Below are 21,723 nucleotides of genomic sequence, written 5' to 3'. Positions count from 1 at the left end.
CCCATTTATGAATTTGAAGTTCAATATCCTTATTGCCGGTATCGTCCTTTTACTGAATACCGTTGCGTTTTTGGCCCGTGGAGTCAATAACGTTCAGTTTTATAACCTGAATGACAAATATGAAATTTCTATCCGTGAAACCAACCAGGTTTGCAGCGATGAAGATGGTTTTATTTGGATCTCATCAAAGATGGGGGTTGTCCGTTACACGGAGGATGACATCCGGATTTATCAGTTGCCGTACGAAACTGCAGATATTCTTACCGTTCGGCTTGTTTACCGGGATCGTATTTTATATGCATATACCAACAATGGGCAAATTTTTAAATACAATACAATTTCCGATAATTTTGAGATGGTTGTAAATCTCCGGAGAGAATTGCGAAATCCGTATATTTTAGTCACCCGGCTTCTTGTTGACGGACAGGGGAGATTATGGATGTCGTCTTCTTTTGGGATGTACGGCTATGATCGGAGAACCGGATTGAAATCACTGGCTCAGACCGAAAACATCCACTACCTGGAATGGTTTGATGCAACCCGATTTTTTTATGCCATTGACGGACAGATCAGGCTTTACAACACACTGGACTTTTCGTCTCACGATTATTTCCGTTACGCCGAAGGACGAAATTATTATATTTCGAATTTATTTTTCGATTATAAGTCAAATACACTTTGGATAGGTACCTTGGCTGACGGACTTTTTTACCTGACGGACCAGAGTGGAAATTTAAGATTGTCCCCGGTTGCTGAAATTCCGAACCAACCGATTCTGGCAATCGAGGTCAATTCTGATTCAACCATGTTGATCGGTGTTGACGGGCAAGGTATCTGGGAGATCAATAAGGATGAACGAAAGATATTAAATATCTTCAAAGAGGACTCGGATAATCCAAATTCATTGAAAGGTAACGGGGTCTATGATATTTATTGCGATCAGAATGATCGTGTGTGGGTGTGTACTTACAGTGGCGGAGTTTCTTATTTTGATCAGGCAAACCCGATTGTGACCAGGATTAATCATGTCGCTAATAATCCCAATTCGTTGATTAATAATGAGGTAAACTGTGTTTTGGAAGATGTAACCGGGAATCTTTGGTTTGCAACCAACAATGGGATCAGTTACTGGAATGTCGCTGCCAATCGCTGGAAATCTTTCTACCACAATAAAAAAGAACATGCCCAGGTTTTTTTGTCCTTGTGTGAGGACGATCAGGGACGCATTTGGGCCGGCACCTATTCTTCCGGGGTTTATTTATTGGATCGTAAAACAGGGAATGAGTTGGCCCATTACAGTCAGGATGTAAGCGCAGGAGAGTTTGACTGCAATTTCATCTTTGATATTTACAGGGATGCCCGTGGTGATATTTGGATGGGAGGTGTTCGCGGCGACTTAATTTGTTACCACCCTGCTAAAAACAGCTTCAGATCGTTTAAAAACTTTACGCTAAAAGCGATGGTGGATTTGGGCCCGGATAAGCTTTTGATTGGTACCACCTATGGTTTGTTGCTGTTTGATAAAAAAAGCGGGCATACCGAAACTTTAGTCGAAGGTTATCTGGTGCAGGATATTTTTTTGAAAAGCGATGTGGTTTGGCTTTGTACCAGCGGTGACGGGCTTATTCGGTATGATTTGAAAAGTAAGATGATACGCAGTTATTCGGTCGATTCAGGATTGCCCTCGAATTTTGTCAACAGCATCGTGTTTTCGAACGGATACTTTTGGATCGGGACGGAACAAGGTCTATGCCGGTTAGATGAAAAGGAGAATACCGTTTTGACTTTCAATTCGTTACCAGATCTTAGCAACATTTCCTTCAACCAAAACGCCCATTTTACTCTTCGGAATGGTAAGTTGATCTGGGGGACCAATTCTGGAGCCGTGATTTTTAACCCGGATGAAATACAACCCAAACAGGACGAAGGAAAGATTTTTTATCAGGACCTCACGGTTTCCGGGCGATCAATCCGCGAATCCTCCAACATTCAGCTCGAACATCCTTTGGACAGTTTGCAGGAACTGTCTCTTAAATATTATCAGAATACAGTCAGTCTTGAATTGATCCCCCTCGGTGTTACATCGCCAGGCTCCCGGTTCTCATGGAAGCTCGAAGGCCTGGACCAGGAATGGAGCAAACCAGCCAACAACCGGATTTTGTCTTATTCCAACATTCCCAGTGGAACGTATTCCCTTCAGATCCGGATGATTGACAGTTCCCTAACCACCCTGATTGCCGAACGAACCATCACCCTGCACATCATTCCACCGGTTTGGGAAGAATGGTGGTTTAAAATATTGATTTTAACTTTTATCATTGGACTGGGTGTTTTCTTGTTTTCCTATTATATTGACCGCCTGAAAAAACAGCATTCAGAAGACAAAATCCGTTTTTTTGCGAATACGGCTCACGACATCAGGACCTCGTTAACCCTAATTAGCGGACCGATTGAGGAATTAAATAAAGAGCCCGGGCTATCCCCAAAGGGACTGCAATATTTACACTGGGCAACCGAACAAGCGCAACGTTTGTCAAAGGTGGTTACTCAACTGATGGATTTTCAGAAAGTTGACATTGGGAAGGAAAAGCTTTCATTATCAATGGTCGATATTGTTCAGATCATTGGGAACCGGGTCATGATGTTTGAATCATACGCCAATCATAAGAATATCGAATTAAGGTTTACCACTAACTTTTCTAAATTTGTGACTGCCATGGACGAATCCATGATTGAAAAGATAGTTGACAACCTGATTTCCAATGCGATTAAATATTCCTATCCCAACAGGCCGGTGCAGGTTGACTTGCAATGCTTTTCAAATAAATGGATTTTGGAAGTGAAGGACCAGGGAATTGGCATCAGTAAAAAAGTACAACGGCGATTATTTCATGAATATTACCGGGGCGATAATGCCGTAAACTCAAAAATTGTGGGGTCGGGAATCGGCTTGCTGCTGGTGAAAAACTATGTGAATTTGCACGATGGAAAAATTAGTTGCTTCAGCCAGGAAAATGTAGGATCAACCTTTCAGGTTATTTTGCCTGTAAAGCGGATTGATGAAGTTGAAATAAGAAAAAAATCACCGGATGAAAAGGTCGTTCAACCTTTGTCCCGGAAAAAGGAACTTCAATCGGCCATGTTTCCTGAGACTGAGTCTGGAGCCAATCTAAAAATGAAGGTATTAATCGTTGAGGACCATGATTACCTGCGTGAGTTTTTAAGATCAGCTATGGATCCGCTGTTTCAGATTTCATTGGCCGAAGACGGACAAGAGGCATGGGACCTAATCCAGAAAGAGTTACCCGACCTGGTGGTTTCGGATATTATGATGCAGAATATGGATGGCTTTGAATTATGCAGCAAACTAAAATCAACCTACGAGACTTCGCATATACCAATTATTTTGCTGACATCTTTATCAGGAAAAGCACAGCAATTGAAGGGCTTAGGACTTGGCGCTGATGATTATTTAACAAAACCTTTCGATGTCACCTTGCTTCAACAACGGATCCGCACCATTATTCAGAATCGCGAAGTTGTGAGAGGTAAGGCATTGAAAATAATTAAGATGAATGAGGATGAGCCCATCGTGGATAATGCTTTGAATGATAAATTTCTGAAAAAAATGGTTACTGTTGTCCGGGAAAACCTGGAAAATACTCAATTTTCCAAGAACGATTTTGCATCGGCCATGAATGTTAGTCCTTCGCTTTTGTATAAGAAGATTAAATTATTGACCGATCAGTCTCCAACAGATTTTATCAAATCGGTACGATTGGATCATGCACTGGAATTATTGCATACAAAAAAGTATTCCATTACCGAGGTCAGCGAACTTTGCGGATTTGCCAGCGTTGGGTATTTCGGTACAGTCTTCCGAAAGCACTACGGCAAATCGCCGACTCAAATTGATTAAATAGCAGCTTCATTTAGACCCAGCGGTGGTTCTAAAGCAAGAACACACCCGGTCTATTTATTTTTTAACCTGGGTATGGGCGCCGGTCTGTTCCCTGACCGGTCAATTCAATCTTAAATATTATTGGATGTAAGTTGTTGTTAATCAATGGCTGTTCTGTTCCGTTCTGAATTGTATCCAAAATTGAAAATCAAATATCCAAATTTAGAAGTCATCACCGATAGCTCCGTTTACTTTTGATTTGTGAGAAAGTAAAAAGCCTTTTCAATGCTGAACTGGTGAGATTCTCACATAAGAGTAATCTAGCTATTCACCTAAACGATTAAAATAAAATGAAGAGTAATTTCTCCATTTCAATGATTTGTGGAGTTGTTTTGTTATCAGCTTTATCTGTTCGCTTTTTTTCCTGCACCTCTGGAGCCAGGGCAGAGATACCAGATTTTACTTCTGATAGTCTGGTTGCACATTTCGACTATTTCACTTATAGGGGCGACGATGACTTTTACCGGGAAAATCCTTTGCCAGGTGATGATTATTTTTACAATCCGATCCTGCCGGGTTGGTATTCTGATCCAAGCGTTTGTACCAACGGGAAAGATTATTTTCTGGTTACTTCTACATTCTCCTATTTTCCGGGGGTACCCCTTTTTCACAGCACCGATATGCTTAACTGGGAACAAATTGGCCATGTGCTCAACCGGCCCGGGCAGTTGCCGCTCGACAGACAGCGAACCAGTGAAGGCATTTTTGCTCCGGCCATCAGTTACAACCCGCACAACCAAACCTGGTACATAATTACCACCAATATCCGTCGGGGCAATTTCTTTGTGAAAACTAAAGATCCTTTTGGCCCTTGGACTGATCCGGTTTGGTTGCCCGAAGTAGGAGGTATCGATCCTTCTTTCTTTTTCGACGATGACGGCAAGGCCTATATTGTCAATAACGATGTGCCGGATGGCGGTTCAGATTATGAAGGGCACCGGGCCATTCGTATTGTCCGGTTTGATGTGGAAACAGAAAAAACCTTTGGTCCGAGCGTGATGCTTGTCAATGGCGGGGTTAATTTGAGAGAGAAGCCCATTTGGATCGAAGGGCCTCATCTATACAAAATAAAAGGGAATTATTACCTGATGTGTGCCGAAGGAGGAACTTCGGTAGATCACCGCGAAGTAATTTTCAGGAGTGATTCGCCGATGGGTAAATTCAGTCCCTGGGATAAAAATCCGATTCTTACCCAGTTGCATCTCGAGACCAGCCGTTCGCTGCCGGTTACCTGTGCCGGGCATGCCGATCTGATTCAAAAAGATAACGGGCAATGGTGGTCGGTTTTCCTGGCCTGCCGTCCGATTGACAATCAATTTGAAAACCTGGGGCGCGAAACATTTCTAATGCCTGTTCGCTGGAGTCAGGATGGCTTCCCATACATGACCAAGGGCGACGAAGTCATACCGGGAATCATCCGGATGGATGGGGTGAAAAGAGAGGCCAACACCACTTTCGGGAACTTTGATAAAAACGATGATTTCGATACGCCGGAACCGGGGATGGAATGGATCACCTTGCGTGGCCCGGGCACCGACCTGTATTCCCTGAATGATAACCCGGGATTTTTAACCCTGAAGTGTGCCGATGTGGCGTCGAATGAGTTGAAAACACCAGCCTTTGTTGGGCGGCGCTTACAGCACCACAAATTTGAATGCGCGACCAGCATGTATTTCAGGCCCCAATCCGATACCGAATTAGCAGGAATGTTGCTGTACAAAGATGAAAGTCATCAATACTTCATGGCCGTTGGGAGAGACGGGAATCAGTTGCAAATCAGCCTGAAAAAGATAAAAGCCGATGGGGTTGAAACGTTGGCTTTTCAGCCTGTGGCTACTACGAATGGCCCCATCGATCTAAAAGTTACTTCAACAGGAACCCATTTCAGCTTTTACTATATGACAGATGGCGGCAAATGGAAATTGCTGTCCGAAGGCGTGGAGGCATACTATCTCTCAACTGCCCAATCCTTTGGGTTTACCGGAACCACGATTGGTTTGTATGCTACCAGCAAATCTTATGAATTCAATAATTAATGAACCAACTATTTGAATAGTGATCTATGAAAATGTAAAGTATTAACTACTAAATTATGAACTTATGACTAAAAATCGTTTAAGAAAGATGTCCGTATTTCATTCCCTCTCTGTCGGTGTTCTTACTGATTATGGAGGGAGTATGTTCTTGATTGTCATTGGTATGGGTAATTGTAGTCCTTCAGGAATTTAGAACTTTTTATCAATTTAATTTGAGAACGTAATGAAACAAACATTTAATTTCTTATCTCAAAAAAGATCCTTATTGGTGAATGTAAGGGTTGGCCTGTTAAAAAGCTTTGCGCTTTTGTGGGTTGTTTTGATTTCTCTGTCAGGCTTTGCTCAGGATGCCAAACTGTTAACAGGGAAGGTATTGGATGAACTGGACAATCCGGTTATTGGAGCTACCGTAACCATCAAGGGCGTTCCAGGTGTAGGCACTGGAACGGATGTGAACGGAACATTTACCCTGAGTATCCCAGCGGGTAAACAGGTTATTGTTGTCTCATTCATTGGGATGGAAACGCGGGAAATGAATGTAACCGGTAAGGACAATATTACAGTTACATTAAAAGAATCAAGCGTGGAACTGGGAGAGACTGTCATTGTTGGATATGGTCAGCAGAAAAAAGAAAGCGTTGTAGGTGCCATCACACAAACCACGGGTGAAGTGTTGGAGCGTGCGGCGGGTATTACCAATATTGGGTCTGCGCTTACCGGTAACCTTCCGGGTGTCATCACCATTTCCAGTTCTGGTTTGCCCGGCGAAGAAGATCCAATGATATTGATTCGTTCTGCCAGTTCGTGGAACAATAGTGAACCGCTTGTATTGGTCGACGGTGTGGAACGTCCGATGAGCAGTGTGGATGTCAGTTCTGTGCAATCCGTTTCGGTGTTGAAGGATGCATCAGCAACAGCAGTTTATGGTGTTAAAGGTGCCAACGGTGTCATTCTTATTACAACAAAACGTGGTAAAGAAGGTGCAGCACGGATTGATGTATCGGCTAACATGACTGTAAAAGCCCCATCAAAGTTGCCGAATAAGTTAGATTCTTATGATGCGCTTATGGCGCGTAATATCGCCATCGAACATGAACTAGGCGTTTATCCGGACTCCTGGGAATACATTATGCCACAAGATATTATTAACAAATACCGTTATCCGGCCAACCTGGAAGAATCTGAACGCTATCCGAACGTGGATTGGCAGGATGTACTTTTCAAGGATTACGCCATGTCGTACAATGCGAACGTCAATGTCTCAGGTGGAACCAAGTTCGTGAAATATTTTACTTCGGCCGACTTTGCACACGAAGGGGACCTTTTCCGAATCTTCGATAATGGACGTGACTATCAGTCGGGATATGGCTACAATCGGATCAATGTGCGCAGCAACCTGGACTTTCAATTGACAAAAACAACCTTGTTTAAGCTTAACCTTTCCGGTTCGAGCGGAGCCAAAAAGAGCCCTTGGAACCAAACGAATTCATCCGATTGGGCAGTGGCTCAGCAATGGGCCGGCGCTTATAATATTGCTCCCGATGTGTTCCTGCCACAATATGCAGATGGTTCCTGGGGGTTTTATCCCAATATTTCGAATGTGACCAACTCGGCTGCTAACCTGGCGCTGGCCGGGGTGATGACCACTACCAACACGCGCATTAATACTGACTTCATTTTAGAACAAAAATTGGATTTTATTACAAATGGGTTGAATTTTAGGGGAACGATAGCTTGGGATAACACTTTTGTAGAATATAACCGGGGGGTGAATGACCTCTATAACGATGCACAGCAAAAATGGATTGACCCGGAAACCGGTATTGCTACCTATAAGAAAGAATTTGAGAATAATAACAAATTCGATTTCATGCAGGGAGTATTGTGGAATATTTCCGGTGGTACCGTTCAAAACTGGTCAACTCAGCGTAACCTCGACTATCAGCTTCAGTTAAACTGGGTGCGTGACTTTGGAAAGCATAGCATTACTGCTATGGGATTGTTCAGCCGCAAAGAGCAGGCGCGCGGTAGCATGATTCCTACCTATCGCGAGGACTGGGCTTTCCGTACAACCTATGATTATGCCTCCAAGTACTTTTTGGAATATAATGGCGCCTATAACGGTTCCGAGAAGTTCAGTAAAGATTATCGGTTTGCATTTTTCAATTCAGGCGCTATCGGCTGGATGGTTTCTGAAGAATCTTTCATGCAGTCCCTCCGGTTTCTGGATATGTTAAAAATCAGAGCATCTTACGGGGAGATCGGTGACGATTACGGCGACCGTTTCTTATACATGACTCAATGGGCTTACGGCGGAAACTCTTCCCTTGATTTGAACCATGGGACCAGCCCCTATACCTGGTACCGGGAATCTGCTGTTGGTAACCCCGATGTACGATGGGAGACCGTGAGGAAATTCAACCTTGGCGCCGACTACGCGTTCCTGGATGGTTTGTTTGCCGGTAGCGTTGAATACTTCCGCGATAACCGTGTCGATATCCTGGTGAAAGGTACCGACCGTGCCGTTTCTTCTTATTATGGTGCCACGCCTCCTACGGCCAACTTGGGTAAAGTGCGTACCGAAGGTTATGAAATTGAGTTGCGTTTCAAAAAGCAGTTGTCGAACGGTTTGCGCTTGTGGGCAGAAATGAGCATGACCCATGCGAAAAATGAAATCCTCGAAAGGGATGATCCGGCTTTGTATGAGGACTACCGCAAACAAGCAGGTTACAGTATCAATCAAACCAGAACATATGTAGATGCCGGCTATATCAACACGTACGATGCCCTTTACGGTAGTCCTGCGCATGATACAAATGATGGGTATAAAGTGCCGGGCGATTACTATATCATTGATTTTAACGGCGATGGTGTTGTTGATGCGAAAGACCGGATTCCTTACGGTTATTCTTCTGCTCCGCAAAATACCTATAACAGCACGGTAGGTTTCGAATGGAAAGGGTGGAGTGCCTTTGTGCAATTTTACGGCGTTAGTAACGTCACCCGCGAAGTAACGCTCACCAGTTTCGGCAGTCAACTGAACACCGTTTATGATATGGGTACCTGGTGGTCAATTGACAATCCCGGTGCAGATGTAACTGTGCCCCGTTGGTTATCCCGTCCGAGTTATAATAACGGGACCCAATACTTGTTTGACGGTTCGTATATCCGTTTGAAAAATGCTGAATTAGCCTACATGTTCGATACGAACTGGGTCAAGACGATCGGGCTGAGCGCTTTGAAGGTCTTCGTTAATGGTAACAACCTCTGGGTAAAATCAAAAATGCCGGACGACCGTGAATCCAATTTCGCAGGTGGTGGTGGCCAGGGTGCTTATCCTACAATGAAACGTTACAATTTGGGTGTCAGATTTACATTTTAACATTGAAAACTATGAAACAGATATATAAGACTCTTTTATGGGGCAGTTTGCTGTCCGTGACGTTGGGGCTTTTTTCCTGTGAAGATTATTTGGAAAAGGAGCCCGAATCGATCATCTCGGAGGAGGTGGCCTTTCAGAATTTTACAAATTTTCAGGGCTTTATCGAGGAAATCTATAATTGTATCCCGGATAAAGAAAAAAAATACTGGACGACTTCCTGGAACTGGGGAGATGATGAGCTGTTTAACCTGGAAGGAAGCTGGCACATGACCAACCAGGTTGATATTGGTAACTTTTGGGCCTGGCAAAACTCATCAAGTATTTGGCTGGACGATGACAACGCCGATCCTACGTCAACCGATAAATTCCGACATGGTTTGTGGGCGCATGCCTGGTACGCCATTCGTAAGGCCAATATGGGACTTGCCAACCTGGACAAACTGGTGGTGGCGACTCCTGAGGAAAAGAATATTATTGCAGGCCAGTTATATTTCTTCAGGGCCTGGTGGCACTTCGAAATGATGCAGTATTTTGGTGGGTTACCTTATGTTGATGAGGTATTGCCTTCCGGTGAAAAACCAACGCTGCCACGCTTGAATTATCAGGAATGTGCCGACAAGGCCGGAGCCGATTTTGCGAAAGCTGCCGATTTATTGCCCATTGACTGGGATAAAACGACAGTGGGTAAGAACACGTTGGGCAAGAATCAGCTACGAGCAAACAAGATTATGGCATTGGGTTATTTAGGCAAAAATTTTCTGTGGGCGGGCAGTCCGTTGATGAAAAATGGCGCCCAAACCGGTGGTGCCCTAACCTACAACTACGATGAGGACTATTGCCGGAAGGCCGCCAATGCCTTCGGTGAGTTGTTGAATCTGGTTGAAAGTGGTCAAACACAGTATGCATTGGTTGAATTTGATTATGACGATGTGTATAATCATAAAAAAACCAGCAGTGCAACGTCGAAGTATAGCGATATATTTTATACTACCGGGCAAAACTGGTTAATGCCGGGATCAACAGAAGCTATTTTTCGTGGCCCTTCAACCGATTATAACGGCAGTAACTGGAATACAACGAAAACGTTCGGTCCAAAGGTTAAAGGTCTTGTGGAACATGATAACATTATCCACCACCCAACGGCCAACTATGTGAAAAACTACGGAATGGCCAACGGCCTGCCTTTGAATGATCCGGAATCCGGCTTTAATCCCGAATATCCTTTCAGGGACCGTGACCCGCGCTTTTATCACGATATTGTATTTGATGGCTTTAAGTACATTAATTCAACGATGCCTTCCGATATGGAATATTTACGCTATACCGGTCTTCATTCGGGTGGAACCATGAGAAATGCTGCTGATGGCAGCCGTACGGGTTATTTTATCCAGAAGTTGGTTCCGCATACGGCTAATAAATATGACGGGGCATACAACTGGAGTTTTAACCTGCATACTTATCTGCCTTACATGCGCTTAGGTGATGTTTATACCATGTACGCCGAAGCCTGTGCTGCATTCGGGGGTGCTGCCGGTAAATCCTCTAATTTTTCCAAAACGGCTGAAGAAGCCATCAACACACTACGCGACCGTGTGGGCGCAGGGCATGTGAACGCCAAATACACTGCTGATCGGACAAAATTCATTGACGAAGTGCGGCGGGAACGTGCGGTGGAGTTATCGTTCGAAGGGTTTCGTTTTTGCGACTTGCAACGTTGGCTGCTGTTGACAGAGTATCCGTACAATGTGAAAACCTCTCAGGAGTTTGACCGGGTAGAAAATGTTGACTTCTTCACGGAAAATGATCCCAGAGATGCCCGGGTGGCCAACTTTAGGGAAGAAGTTATTTTAACACGTCAGTTTGGTGCCAAACACTATTGGTTTCCTCTGAAGATTTCCGATACATCCATGTACCCGGAATTCGGACAGAACCCGGGGTGGTAATCCAAATTGAGTTAAAGTATTGTGTAATTATAAATGAATAAGCAATGAAACATATACAAACACGATTCATTTTATTTGCAATGTTTGTTTTCTTTCCATTTCTGATGGAGGCACAGACCGTTGCAGGAAATGAAACTGATTCGCTAATTACTGCTAAAGACCCATTGGTGCAGGTATCATACCGTAAGGTAGCACAAAGTGACCTGTTGGGAGGAGTTTCTGTTATCAACATGGAAGAATTGACAAAGAAGAATTATAATACCTATAGTTTGGATAATCTGCAAGGGTATATCGGCGGTTGGACCGGAAACTCCTTGTGGGGTATGGGTGATTATTTGGTATTGATTGACGGTGTCCCTCGTGATGCCAATAATGTGTTGCCAACTGAAATTAAGGAGATCACTTTTTTGAAAGGAGCTTCTTCCGTTGTGCTTTATGGCAGCCGCGCTGCAAAAGGAGTAGTTTACATTTCTACGAAAAGAGGTAAATTGGAACCCCTGAAAATCAATGTTCGCGCCAATACCGGTTATCTCGTTTCAAAGAGCTATCCTGAGTATTTAGGTTCAGCCGAATATATGACGCTTTATAACGAGGCCCGTACGAACGACGGTTTATCGCTTTCATACAGCAATGAGGCTATTTACAATCATGCTTCCGGAACCAATCCCTATCGCTATCCCGATGTCGATTTCTATTCATCCGACTATCTGAAGAAAGCGTACAACCGTACCGATGTAACAACAGAGATTACAGGCGGAAACAACCGTGCCCGTTTCTATTCAAATATCGGGTATTACACTCAGGGAGATGTCTTTGATTTTGGAGAAGCGAAAGATAACAATGTTAACCGGTTGAATATTCGCGGTAATATCGACCTGAACATAAATGACTTCATCAGTGCCTATATCAACGCCAATGCCACTTTTTATAATGCAAGGAGCGCTAATGCTACTGACAGTGACCCGGATCCTAATGACAATAATGATTATGACGATGATAATAATATAGACAATTATTGGACGTATGCTACTACTATGCGTCCGAATCGTGTCGCTCCCTTGATCCCCTTAAGTTATATCGCCCCGAATGATCTGGCCTCATGGAGTATGATCAACAGTAGTAACAACCTGATTGGTGGTCAATATTTTATGGGAGGTACCCAGGTGGATATGACCAATGTGTTTGCTGACTACTATGCCGGAGGTTACAGTAAATGGACCAGTCGTCAGTTCCAGTTTGATACGGGTATTAATTTCGATTTGGCCAGTGTGCTGAAAGGTCTCACTTTTCACACCCAGTTTGCTGTAGATTACGCGACTTCATACACAACATCCTACAATAACACCTATGCGGTTTACGCCCCTTCGTGGTATAACTACAATGGCGCAGATGTGATTGCCGGATTGACGAAGTTTAGGAATGACGAAAAATCGGGTGTGCAGAATATCAGTGGTAGTACCAGCCGGCAAACCATCGCGTTTTCCGGGTATCTTAAGTACGAATCTGCTATTAACAATGCTCATTACTTCAATGCCATGTTGATAGCAGCCGGTTATCAGCAAACACAATCCGAAATGTACCACCGCACCAGCAATGCGAACCTTGGCTTACAGTTGGGATATAACTATTTAGGGAAATATTTCGCCGATTTTGGACTTGCGGCCATTCATTCAGCTAAGTTGGCCCCAGGCCATCGCAGTGCGCTTTCTCCCTCGCTCACGTTTGGATGGAAGCTGAACAAGGAGAATTTCCTGGCAAACTCTTCGGTAGTTGATGAATTGGTGTTGAGCGCTTCGGGTAGCATCCTGCATTCCGATTTGGATATCGTATATGAAGGCGCTGAGTACTACCTGTATACATCCAAATATGATCAGGCCGATGGTGCCTGGTGGGGCTGGTATGATGGCGCCGTAGAGCATTCAACCAATTCGAAACGAGGCAGCAATGAAGATTTGACATTCATCAAGCGGAAAGAATTTGCTGCCAATGTTCGGGCTTCGCTTTGGGAAAAACTCTTCACGGTCAATACATCTTTCTTTATCAATACGATGGAGGGATTACTTATTGAACCATCAACACTCTATCCGGAGTATTTCTTCACTTATTACCCGACGGCATCGTTTATCCCAATCGTAAACTTCAACAACGATAAACGAACCGGTTTCGACTTCAACGTTACGTACAACAAGCAAATTGGCGAAGTTGACTTCTCGTTGGGCGTTGGCGGCACTTATTATACCACCAAGGCTACACAACGCGACCAAATTTATGATTACGATTACCAAAAAAGAGAAGGACGTCCTATTGATGGTATCTGGGGACTACAGACCGAAGGCTTGTTCCAAAGCCAGGACGAAATTGACAGTTCTCCGGAACAGAAATTCGGTGGTACCGTAAAGCCTGGGGATATCAAATATGTAAATCAAAATGATGATGATGTGATCGACGATAAAGATGTCGTTTACCTGGGCCGCGGCGGATGGAGCGGAGCACCTTTCACGATGGGTGTAAACCTGACTGCCAAATGGAAAAACTTCACCTTCTTTGCCTTAGGCACCGGTAATTTTGGAGCTTATGCCATGAAGGACAATTCTTACCACTGGGTTTACGGTGATCGGAAATACTCTGAAGTAGTACGTGATCGCTGGACCGAGGGTACAAAAGCAACAGCCACTTACCCTCGTTTGACTACTGAAAGCGGAAGCAACAACTTCCGTGCATCTGATTTCTGGATCTATAAAACCGACCGGTTTAATCTGGAGAAAGTTCAGGTTACTTATGATCTACCGAAAAACCTGTTGCAGAATTTCCTTTTCAAAGAAATCTCGACCTACGTTAGTGGTGCGAACTTGTTGACCCTTTCCAAAGAACGTGAAATCCTGGAAATGAACACGACAAGCGCTCCTCAAACGCGATTCTTTAACATCGGTGTAAAAGCCGTATTCTAACCAACGAGTAATACAATAGGAATAAGTTATGAAAAATATAATAACACTTTTGGTTCTTGTGCTCCTGTTTACAGCCTGCGATGATTTATTTGAACCGGCTATTGAGAACAACCGGGGGCTCGAAGCTATGTACAATGAACCGACTTATGCACAGGGTATTTTAGCCAATGCGTATATTCTGCTTCCCTATTCCGGTACACCCAATAGTGATGTGGCGACGGATGATGCAGTGAACAATGACAATAGCAATAACTATCTGGCCATGGCTACCGGTTCGTGGACAGCCAATAGCAATCCTTTGTCGCAATGGCAGGGCCGTAGAAATGCCATTCAATACCTGAACTTGTTTCTCGAGAATGTGGACCAGGTTGTTTGGAGTAAAGACGAAGTAATCCGGACCATGTACAATGACCGTTTAAAAGGCGAAGCCTATGGTTTGCGTGCGGTACAGATGTACTATCTGTTGTTGGCCCACGGCGGCTGGACACAGGACGGAAGATTGCTGGGCGTGCCCGTTCTAACAGAACCTGAAAACGCTTCATCAGACTTTAACCAACCCCGGAACACGTTTCAGGAATGTGTTGACCAGATTATTGCCGATGCCAATCAAGCCATTGAACTGCTTCCGCTTGATTACGGAGATATCGCCTACGCTGAGATCCCCAACAAATACAAAACCTTGGGAGTATCCAATGCCGGTGATTATAACCGTGTAAACGGTAATCACATGCGGGGCCGTATTACTGGTCGTATTGTTGAAGTGGTGCGAGCTCAGGTAGCCTTGTTGTCGGCCAGCCCGGCATACAGTGCGGGTACTGATGTAAGCTGGGAAGATGCAGCGAACTTCGCCGCTACGGTACTCGACCGGATCAATGGTGTCAGCGGTTTGGCTGCCAATGGTGGAATCTGGTATGAGAAAAATCAAGTTGAAAATCTGGCCTCCGGTGAAAATCACGCCGAAATTATCTGGAGGGGTGATATCGGGCAGAGTATTACGTTGGAGACTGACAATTTCCCGCCCTCTTTGTATGGCCGGGGTCGTGTAAACCCAACCCAAAATTTGGTGGATGCATTCCCAATGGTCAATGGTTATCCTATTACCGACCCGGCAGGTGGATATAATCCGGCCAATCCATATGCGAATCGCGACTCCCGTCTGGGAAAGTATATTGTTGTTAATGAAAGCGAGCAGGGGCCAAGCAATAGTACAATTGTTATCGGAACCTATGGTACCAACAACGATGTGATCAATAAGGAAAGCGGTTTGTCAACCCGCACCGGTTATTATTTACGCAAATTAATGCGTTCGGATTGTAACCCGAATCCACAGTTTAATACCGAGCAGAAGCATTATACAGCACGTATCCGTTATACGGAACTGTTTTTGGCTTATGCCGAAGCGGCTAACGAAGCCTGGGGGCCTACCGGCAATGGCGGACATGCATATTCGGCTTACGACGTCATTAAAGCAATTCGTCAAAGAGCCGGTATCGGAACCGATAACAGCGATGCTTACCTTGAGTCGGTTAAAGGGGATCAGGATGCAATGAGACAACTGATCAGAAATGAACGTCGCCTGGAACTGTGCTTCGAGAACCAACGTTTCTGGGATTTACGTCGCTGGAAAGTGGCAAATCTGAACGAAACTGCTCGCGGTATGCAAATTGACAAGCCAAACGGCACATTGACCTACTCTCCTTTAAATGTTGAAATCAGGGACTATAAAGACTATATGTATCATGGCCCGATACCTTATGGCGAAATCCAGAAATGGAGCAATTTGGAACAAAATGCGGGTTGGTAATTGTCTGAATAATAAAATGATAAATATTGAAAAAGATGAAACAGTTTAATTTTTTAGGAATATTGACTGCCGGACTCATTTCATTGCTGACGACATCTTGCGAAAATCAGGATGTTGAGTTCCCGGATTTCGATTACAGCACGGTTTATTTTGCCTACCAGTATCCGGTAAGAACCATTGTGCTGGGCGAGGATATCGTTGATAATACCCTGGACAATGAGCATAAATGTAAGATTTATGCTACGATGGGGGGTGTTTACGCGAACACAAGACGAATTGATATTGATGTGGTGGTGAACAATTCGTTGGTGAACAATCTGTTTTTCGAAGATGACTCCCCTATACAGGCCATGCCGTCAAGCTACTACACCTTGGCTGCGAACAAAATAACCCTGGATGGTACGCTGCAAGATGGTGTTGAAGTGCAACTGACAGATGCGTTTTTCGCTGATGTGCAATCCCTGAAGAATACCTATGTGATCCCCTTGCAAATGACCAATGTGGTGAATGCCGACTCCATCCTTTCAGGAGATCCAAAATTCGATGGTGCTGTCAGGGGAAATACAACTGACTGGGATGTCGAACCCAAAGACTTTGTGCTTTATTGCGTGAAATTCATCAACCCCTGGCATGCAAATTATTTGCGCCGTGGCAAGGATGTTATAACCATGGATGGCGTCACTACGAATGTTGTCCGGCACAGTACTTATGTCGAAAATGACGAGGTGATTCGTCTGAGTACAATTTCTTTAAATGATCTTGAGTTTCCGATGGATTTTACCAATAAGGCAGGTCAGGATTTGAATATGAAAGTAAAACTGAATTTTGATGCCAATCAAAATGTAACGATTGCTCCATTTGCGTCATCTTATCAATTGAACGATACCGTTCGGGTTTATAACATCACAACTTCCGGTAACGGCTCATTCGTTAAAGAAGGAGATAAAAACAGCTGGGGAAATAAAGATCGTGATGCCCTGTACCTGCAGTACAACATCGGGTATGAGGTAGAAATCAAATATCCTAAACTTGGACTACCGGACGATATTCAGCAAGTAATTTATAATACGGTCGATACGCTCGTAGTTCGCGACCGGGGTGTTACCATGGAGACATTTTCGCCTTCGTATCATGTAAACTAATCGGATAAACCAAGATGATTATGAAACGAGCATGTTGCTTCACGATGGACAAGGAAAGTAGGATAATTTACAGCAACATGGAGTTCCATACTACCATTAATAAACAAATTATTATAGTATGAAATATTTAAAGAAGTTTTGGCTGGGTGCTGTCGTTTTATCGGTTTTAGCATCCTGTATCGATGATAGTAGGCTCGACTTCATGGTAGAGAAGCCGGAAAGTCTTGCCAAGCTGGAATACCTGAATGATTACGATGTATTGAAATCCTATGTTGATCGCAGCGCCAATCCCAACTTTAAGTTGGGAGCCTGCGTGTCGGTTGATGAATTCAATAAACAAGGATTGGTCTATAGCCACATCATGTCCAACTTTGATGAGGTGACTGCCGGTTGGGAAATGAAACACGGAGGTATTGTTCAGAATGATGGAAGTTTAAACCTGGCAAGGGTCGAAAATTTCATCGCGACTGCACGGGAAGCCGGAATCACCATTTACGGTCACACCCTGGCCTGGCATGCCAACCAGAATGCTGAATATCTGAACAGTATAATTGCTGATCGGGAAATTGAAACTGATCCTAATGATGCCAACAACAGTTTGCATGTTACCACGCCAAATGCGAATGCCAACATTTGGGATTGGCAACTTAATTACATACTGCCTACTCCATTAACACAGGGCGTGGAATATACATTAACAATGCGTGCAAAAGCCTCAAGCCCATTTACTGTGGCCTTTTGGCGGACTAATGGTTCGACAACCAACTACGGTCCGGACATCGCCTTTGGTGAAAGCTGGAGCGATGCTACCGTCACATTTACACCAACTATGGATGCAACCACTTTGCAATTTTGTTTTGGAACTTTTGCAGGTGATCTTTATTTTGATGACATGGTTCTTACTGCAAGTGGTTCCGAAGAGAATTTAATTGAAAATGGAACTTTCGATGAAGAAAGCCCAAGCGGATGGGAAAAACCGAGTTGGCATGCTTACACCTTTTTGGTTGAACCTGTTGCCACAGGACCGGCTAAATGGTGGACAAACCTGGTAAATAACAGCGATGTCGAAAGTGATGATGTTTCCAGCTTCTTCTCTACAGAGATAAGAGTTGGTCCAAATCCCGCCACAATTGGCGCTGAGGGTACAGGAGCAGATGGTGTGGGAAGAGCAATTGTTGTTGAATCGGGAGATAACCCCGCTGAAGAATGGGATACCCAGTTCTTTGTAAAAGCACCCCAGCAATTGGAAGCAGGCCAAGCCTATCGGTTCAGCATGAAGGTTAGAGCGGATAAACCGGCAACGATCGCTTCTCAAGCGCATAATAATCCAGGGGGCTATTTACACTGGTCTATGGTTGGTAGCCCGGCAGTGACTACCGAATGGCAGGAATATACCAATTCCGGAATCATTTCAGCCGAACAGGCAGGCTCTAATGGCATGAACACCATAGCTTTTAATCTTGCAGTTTTTGCAGAAGCCAATACGTATTATTTTGATGATATTGTATGGGAGATTGAGGAGTCGGGAGATAAAATGCCGCTGACACCCGAAGAAAAGGCAGATACCCTTTCCTGGGCATTGGAGAACTGGATTGCCGGAACACTGGAAACGACCAAAGAATACGTAAAAGCCTGGGATGTGGTGAATGAGCCTATGGATGATGGCAATCCGTATGAATTGAAAACCGGAGTTGGTAAAACAGATATGGCTGCCGATGAATTCTACTGGCAGGATTATTTGGGTAAGGACTATGCGGTGATGGCTTTCAAACTGGCCCGTCAATATGGTAACGCCGATGATATCCTTTTCATCAACGACTATAACCTGGAGTATAATATTGACAAATGTAAAGGGCTGATTGCTTACGTGGAATACATCGAAAGCAAAGGCGCTCAGGTTGATGGTATCGGTACGCAGATGCACATCAATATCGATTCGGATAAAAACAAAATCGTAGAGATGTTTGAATTACTGGCTGCTACCGGAAAACTGATCAAAATTTCGGAACTCGACATGGGTGTTGGTGTTAAAACCACCGAAGCTACCGAAGAGCATTACGCTGCTCAGCGAGAAATGTACCAATTTGTGGTAACGAAATATTTTGAAATCATTCCTGCCAGCCAACGGTATGGAATCACCGTTTGGAGTCCTCTCGATAGCCCAACCGGTTCTTTCTGGCGGGCTGGTGAGCTAATCGGTTTGTGGACAGAAGGATACAGTCGGAAACCTGCTTATGCCGGTTTTGCTGACGGACTTTCCGGAAACTAAGTTGGCTTGAACTTAAACAGGTATCGAAAGGGGCAATTTTTTACGGGTCTGCCCCTTTCTTTTTTTTGAGGCCACATATAATTGCGCTCACTTAAAACAAACTATAGACGGGCGTTTTGTGAAATGTATCCCAAATTAAAAATCAAATATCCAAAATTAAAATGAATTTGGATTTTGCGCCTCTATTTTTGATTGTCCGGGGAATAGTAACCGTTTCCCGTGTGGAAGCAATTTGCTTTTCGAAACGCATGAAAGCTGAACCTAAACGAAATGATTGACTTACAAAAATATTTAACGTGGATAATACTCGGGTTAGTTTTTTTTCTTGCCGCATGTAACAACAATTGGAATGTCAAATGAATAACTACAAGTTAGCTTTAGGATTATTTGTGCTGCTTTTGCTTGCGGCATCTCCCTTCCAGGCTGATGCCGCTGTTAGCTTGCCCCGCCTGATCAGCAGCGGCATGGTCCTTCAGCGCGACACGCCGTTAACGATTTGGGGTTGGGCCGACCCTTCGGAAAAGGTAAAAGTTGAGTTCGTCGGGGAAACTTACCAAACTAAAGTTTCCCACGTTGGGAAGTGTTGATTTATATGAGGATTGAAATTAAATAAGTAGTGGTAAAATAGAATTTAAATTGCTATATTTGAGTTAGTTACACATCAAAAAGCAGTTTATTCACAAAACCACTACTTATGGGATCAAAAATAGCATATTTAAGCGAATTAGAGAGCGTTCTTTGCAATGATGAAAAAACCAATGAGGGGATCCTCCATTTCTTTTCGGCCTTCAGGGTTGGCCGGTTTTTAGGCTCCTTCAATTCTTTCAAGAGCAAAGGGTACGACGTTTCTGTACTTTTACTTTCACTTCTGGTTTTCAGGTTACGCAGCGAAAGTATTTGCAGGATGCAAAACCGGTGCAAAAATTTTCTTGAAAGCATTGACGACAATACCTTTTATCGTTTGATGAACAACCAGTGGATGGACTGGCGAAAATTACTGATGGGCTTTGCCAAACAATTTGCCTGGCAGGCAAAGGCCAAGGGCGGTCCTGTTTCAGGGACAACTTGTTTTGTTTTGGATGATACGGACATTGAAAAAACGGGCAAAACAGTCGAGTTTATCGGCAGGGTTTTCAACCATGTGACCAAACTTTACCCGTTGGGTTTTAAAATGCTCCTGCTTAGTTTTTGGGACGGAAAGACACTGGTTGCAACCGACTTCTCGCTCCACCGGGAGAAAGGGCAAAAGGGGACTTACGGTTTGTCAAAGAAAGAGTTGCAATCGCAGTTCAGAAAAAAGCGTGACGGCAAATCTCCCGGGCAAAAAAGGGTCGAAGAATTGGACATGAAGAAAGGCGAAGTTGCTGTTTCAATGCTCCGGCGGGCTGTAAAAAATGGGATTATAGCCAGTTATGTTTTGATGGACAGTTGGTTTGTGAACGATTACATGATCAAAAGTGTCCGTGCCATCAAAAAAGGGGCCATGCATTTACTGGGGATGTGCAAGCTTGACAGGCGAAAATACATGGTTGGCAACAAGGAATTGAACGCCCATCAGTTGATCACTAAAAACCAGAGGAAGAACAGCAAGTATTCCAGAAAATACAAGTCAACCTACATCTCCACCGTGGTCGATTACAAAGGTGAGAAAGTCCGGCTCTTCTTCATACGTTACAATAATGCAAAGAACTGGACATTGCTATTGACAACCGATTTGACCCTGTCTTTCGTACAGGCGGTTGAACTGTACCAAATCCGTTGGACCATTGAAGTCTTGTTCAAGGAATGCAAGCAGTACCTGCGTTTGGGCGCAAGCCAGAACACTGATTTCGATGGACAAATTGCAGATGCAACTATCATCTTGGCAACCCATACGATATTGTCGCTGCAAAAGCGGTTCAGTTCTTATGAAACCATGGGCGAGCTGTTCAGGGAAACACAACAGCAACTGCTCGAACTAACTTTGTGGGAACGCCTGGTCAAGGTATTCTTTAAAATGTTGACCCAGATGGCCGCGATACTAAACATTGACAGTGAAGCATTAATAGAAAAACTAATGCAAAGCGACCAAACAAGTAGGCAACTACTGGCAATGCTCAAGGCACTGGATGAATTTGATGATAATGACCAAAATAACAACAAAACTGCCATCTGCCAGGTAGTAGCTTGATAACATGATAATTAGTTGCCAACTGAACAGATAATTATGAAATTTAACATGCCCAATTATAGGGCTTA

10 protein-coding genes are annotated in these 21,723 nt (G+C 44.0%); all 10 read left to right on the top strand.

Annotated features, from left to right (window positions below):
- Window positions 1-7: 7 nt before the first annotated feature.
- The 10 genes from AC6H3C_RS15100 to AC6H3C_RS15055 all read left to right on the top strand — a co-directional run bounded on the left by AC6H3C_RS15100 (window position 8) and on the right by AC6H3C_RS15055 (window position 21,655).
- Window positions 8-3,919: a hybrid sensor histidine kinase/response regulator transcription factor gene (locus tag AC6H3C_RS15100; RefSeq protein WP_497516235.1), complete on the top strand. Its 3,912-nt coding sequence runs from the start codon at window positions 8-10 to the stop codon at window positions 3,917-3,919.
- A gap of 332 nt (window positions 3,920-4,251) precedes the next feature.
- Window positions 4,252-5,997 carry a glycoside hydrolase family 43 protein gene (locus AC6H3C_RS15095; RefSeq protein ID WP_497516234.1) on the top strand — a complete coding sequence of 582 codons (1,746 nt, stop codon included), beginning with the start codon at window positions 4,252-4,254 and terminating at the stop codon, window positions 5,995-5,997.
- Between the two features lie 223 nt (window positions 5,998-6,220).
- Complete coding sequence (locus AC6H3C_RS15090; protein ID WP_497516233.1) at window positions 6,221-9,379, top strand: SusC/RagA family TonB-linked outer membrane protein; 3,159 nt, start codon at window positions 6,221-6,223, stop codon at window positions 9,377-9,379.
- An 11-nt stretch (window positions 9,380-9,390) separates the two neighbouring features.
- Window positions 9,391-11,322, top strand: a complete 1,932-nt coding sequence (locus AC6H3C_RS15085; protein WP_497516232.1) for a RagB/SusD family nutrient uptake outer membrane protein — start codon at window positions 9,391-9,393, stop codon at window positions 11,320-11,322.
- A 44-nt stretch (window positions 11,323-11,366) separates the two neighbouring features.
- Window positions 11,367-14,270 carry a SusC/RagA family TonB-linked outer membrane protein gene (locus AC6H3C_RS15080; RefSeq protein WP_497516231.1) on the top strand — a complete coding sequence of 968 codons (2,904 nt, stop codon included), beginning with the start codon at window positions 11,367-11,369 and terminating at the stop codon, window positions 14,268-14,270.
- A 28-nt stretch (window positions 14,271-14,298) separates the two neighbouring features.
- The gene (locus AC6H3C_RS15075; protein ID WP_497516230.1) at window positions 14,299-16,074 is read left to right on the top strand and encodes a RagB/SusD family nutrient uptake outer membrane protein; all 1,776 of its coding nucleotides are present in this window, start codon (window positions 14,299-14,301) and stop codon (window positions 16,072-16,074) included.
- Between the two features lie 35 nt (window positions 16,075-16,109).
- Window positions 16,110-17,216: a DUF5627 domain-containing protein gene (locus tag AC6H3C_RS15070; RefSeq protein WP_497516229.1), complete on the top strand. Its 1,107-nt coding sequence runs from the start codon at window positions 16,110-16,112 to the stop codon at window positions 17,214-17,216.
- Window positions 17,217-17,334: 118 nt separating this feature from the next.
- Complete coding sequence (locus AC6H3C_RS15065) at window positions 17,335-19,485, top strand: endo-1,4-beta-xylanase (protein WP_497516228.1); 2,151 nt, start codon at window positions 17,335-17,337, stop codon at window positions 19,483-19,485.
- A 356-nt stretch (window positions 19,486-19,841) separates the two neighbouring features.
- Complete coding sequence (locus AC6H3C_RS15060) at window positions 19,842-20,072, top strand: hypothetical protein (RefSeq protein ID WP_497516227.1); 231 nt, start codon at window positions 19,842-19,844, stop codon at window positions 20,070-20,072.
- A gap of 107 nt (window positions 20,073-20,179) precedes the next feature.
- Window positions 20,180-21,655, top strand: coding sequence for an IS4 family transposase (locus tag AC6H3C_RS15055; protein ID WP_497516226.1), 1,476 nt, complete (start codon window positions 20,180-20,182; stop codon window positions 21,653-21,655).
- The last annotated feature ends 68 nt before the right edge of the window (window positions 21,656-21,723 follow it).

It is taken from the genome of Gaoshiqia sp. US2 (assembly GCF_059705485.1).
The sequence above is the reverse complement of the archived record's forward strand: the minus strand, read 5'-3'. Positions and strand labels throughout refer to the sequence as shown.

Coding starts and splice junctions, on each gene's coding strand:
- AC6H3C_RS15055 (WP_497516226.1), top strand. CDS start 20,180: ATGGGATCAAAAATAGCATATTTAAGCGAATTAGAGAGCGTTCTTTGC.
- AC6H3C_RS15060 (WP_497516227.1), top strand. CDS start 19,842: ATGAATAACTACAAGTTAGCTTTAGGATTATTTGTGCTGCTTTTGCTT.
- AC6H3C_RS15095 (WP_497516234.1), top strand. CDS start 4,252: ATGAAGAGTAATTTCTCCATTTCAATGATTTGTGGAGTTGTTTTGTTA.
- AC6H3C_RS15070 (WP_497516229.1), top strand. CDS start 16,110: ATGAAACAGTTTAATTTTTTAGGAATATTGACTGCCGGACTCATTTCA.
- AC6H3C_RS15075 (WP_497516230.1), top strand. CDS start 14,299: ATGAAAAATATAATAACACTTTTGGTTCTTGTGCTCCTGTTTACAGCC.
- AC6H3C_RS15065 (WP_497516228.1), top strand. CDS start 17,335: ATGAAATATTTAAAGAAGTTTTGGCTGGGTGCTGTCGTTTTATCGGTT.
- AC6H3C_RS15100 (WP_497516235.1), top strand. CDS start 8: ATGAATTTGAAGTTCAATATCCTTATTGCCGGTATCGTCCTTTTACTG.
- AC6H3C_RS15080 (WP_497516231.1), top strand. CDS start 11,367: ATGAAACATATACAAACACGATTCATTTTATTTGCAATGTTTGTTTTC.
- AC6H3C_RS15090 (WP_497516233.1), top strand. CDS start 6,221: ATGAAACAAACATTTAATTTCTTATCTCAAAAAAGATCCTTATTGGTG.
- AC6H3C_RS15085 (WP_497516232.1), top strand. CDS start 9,391: ATGAAACAGATATATAAGACTCTTTTATGGGGCAGTTTGCTGTCCGTG.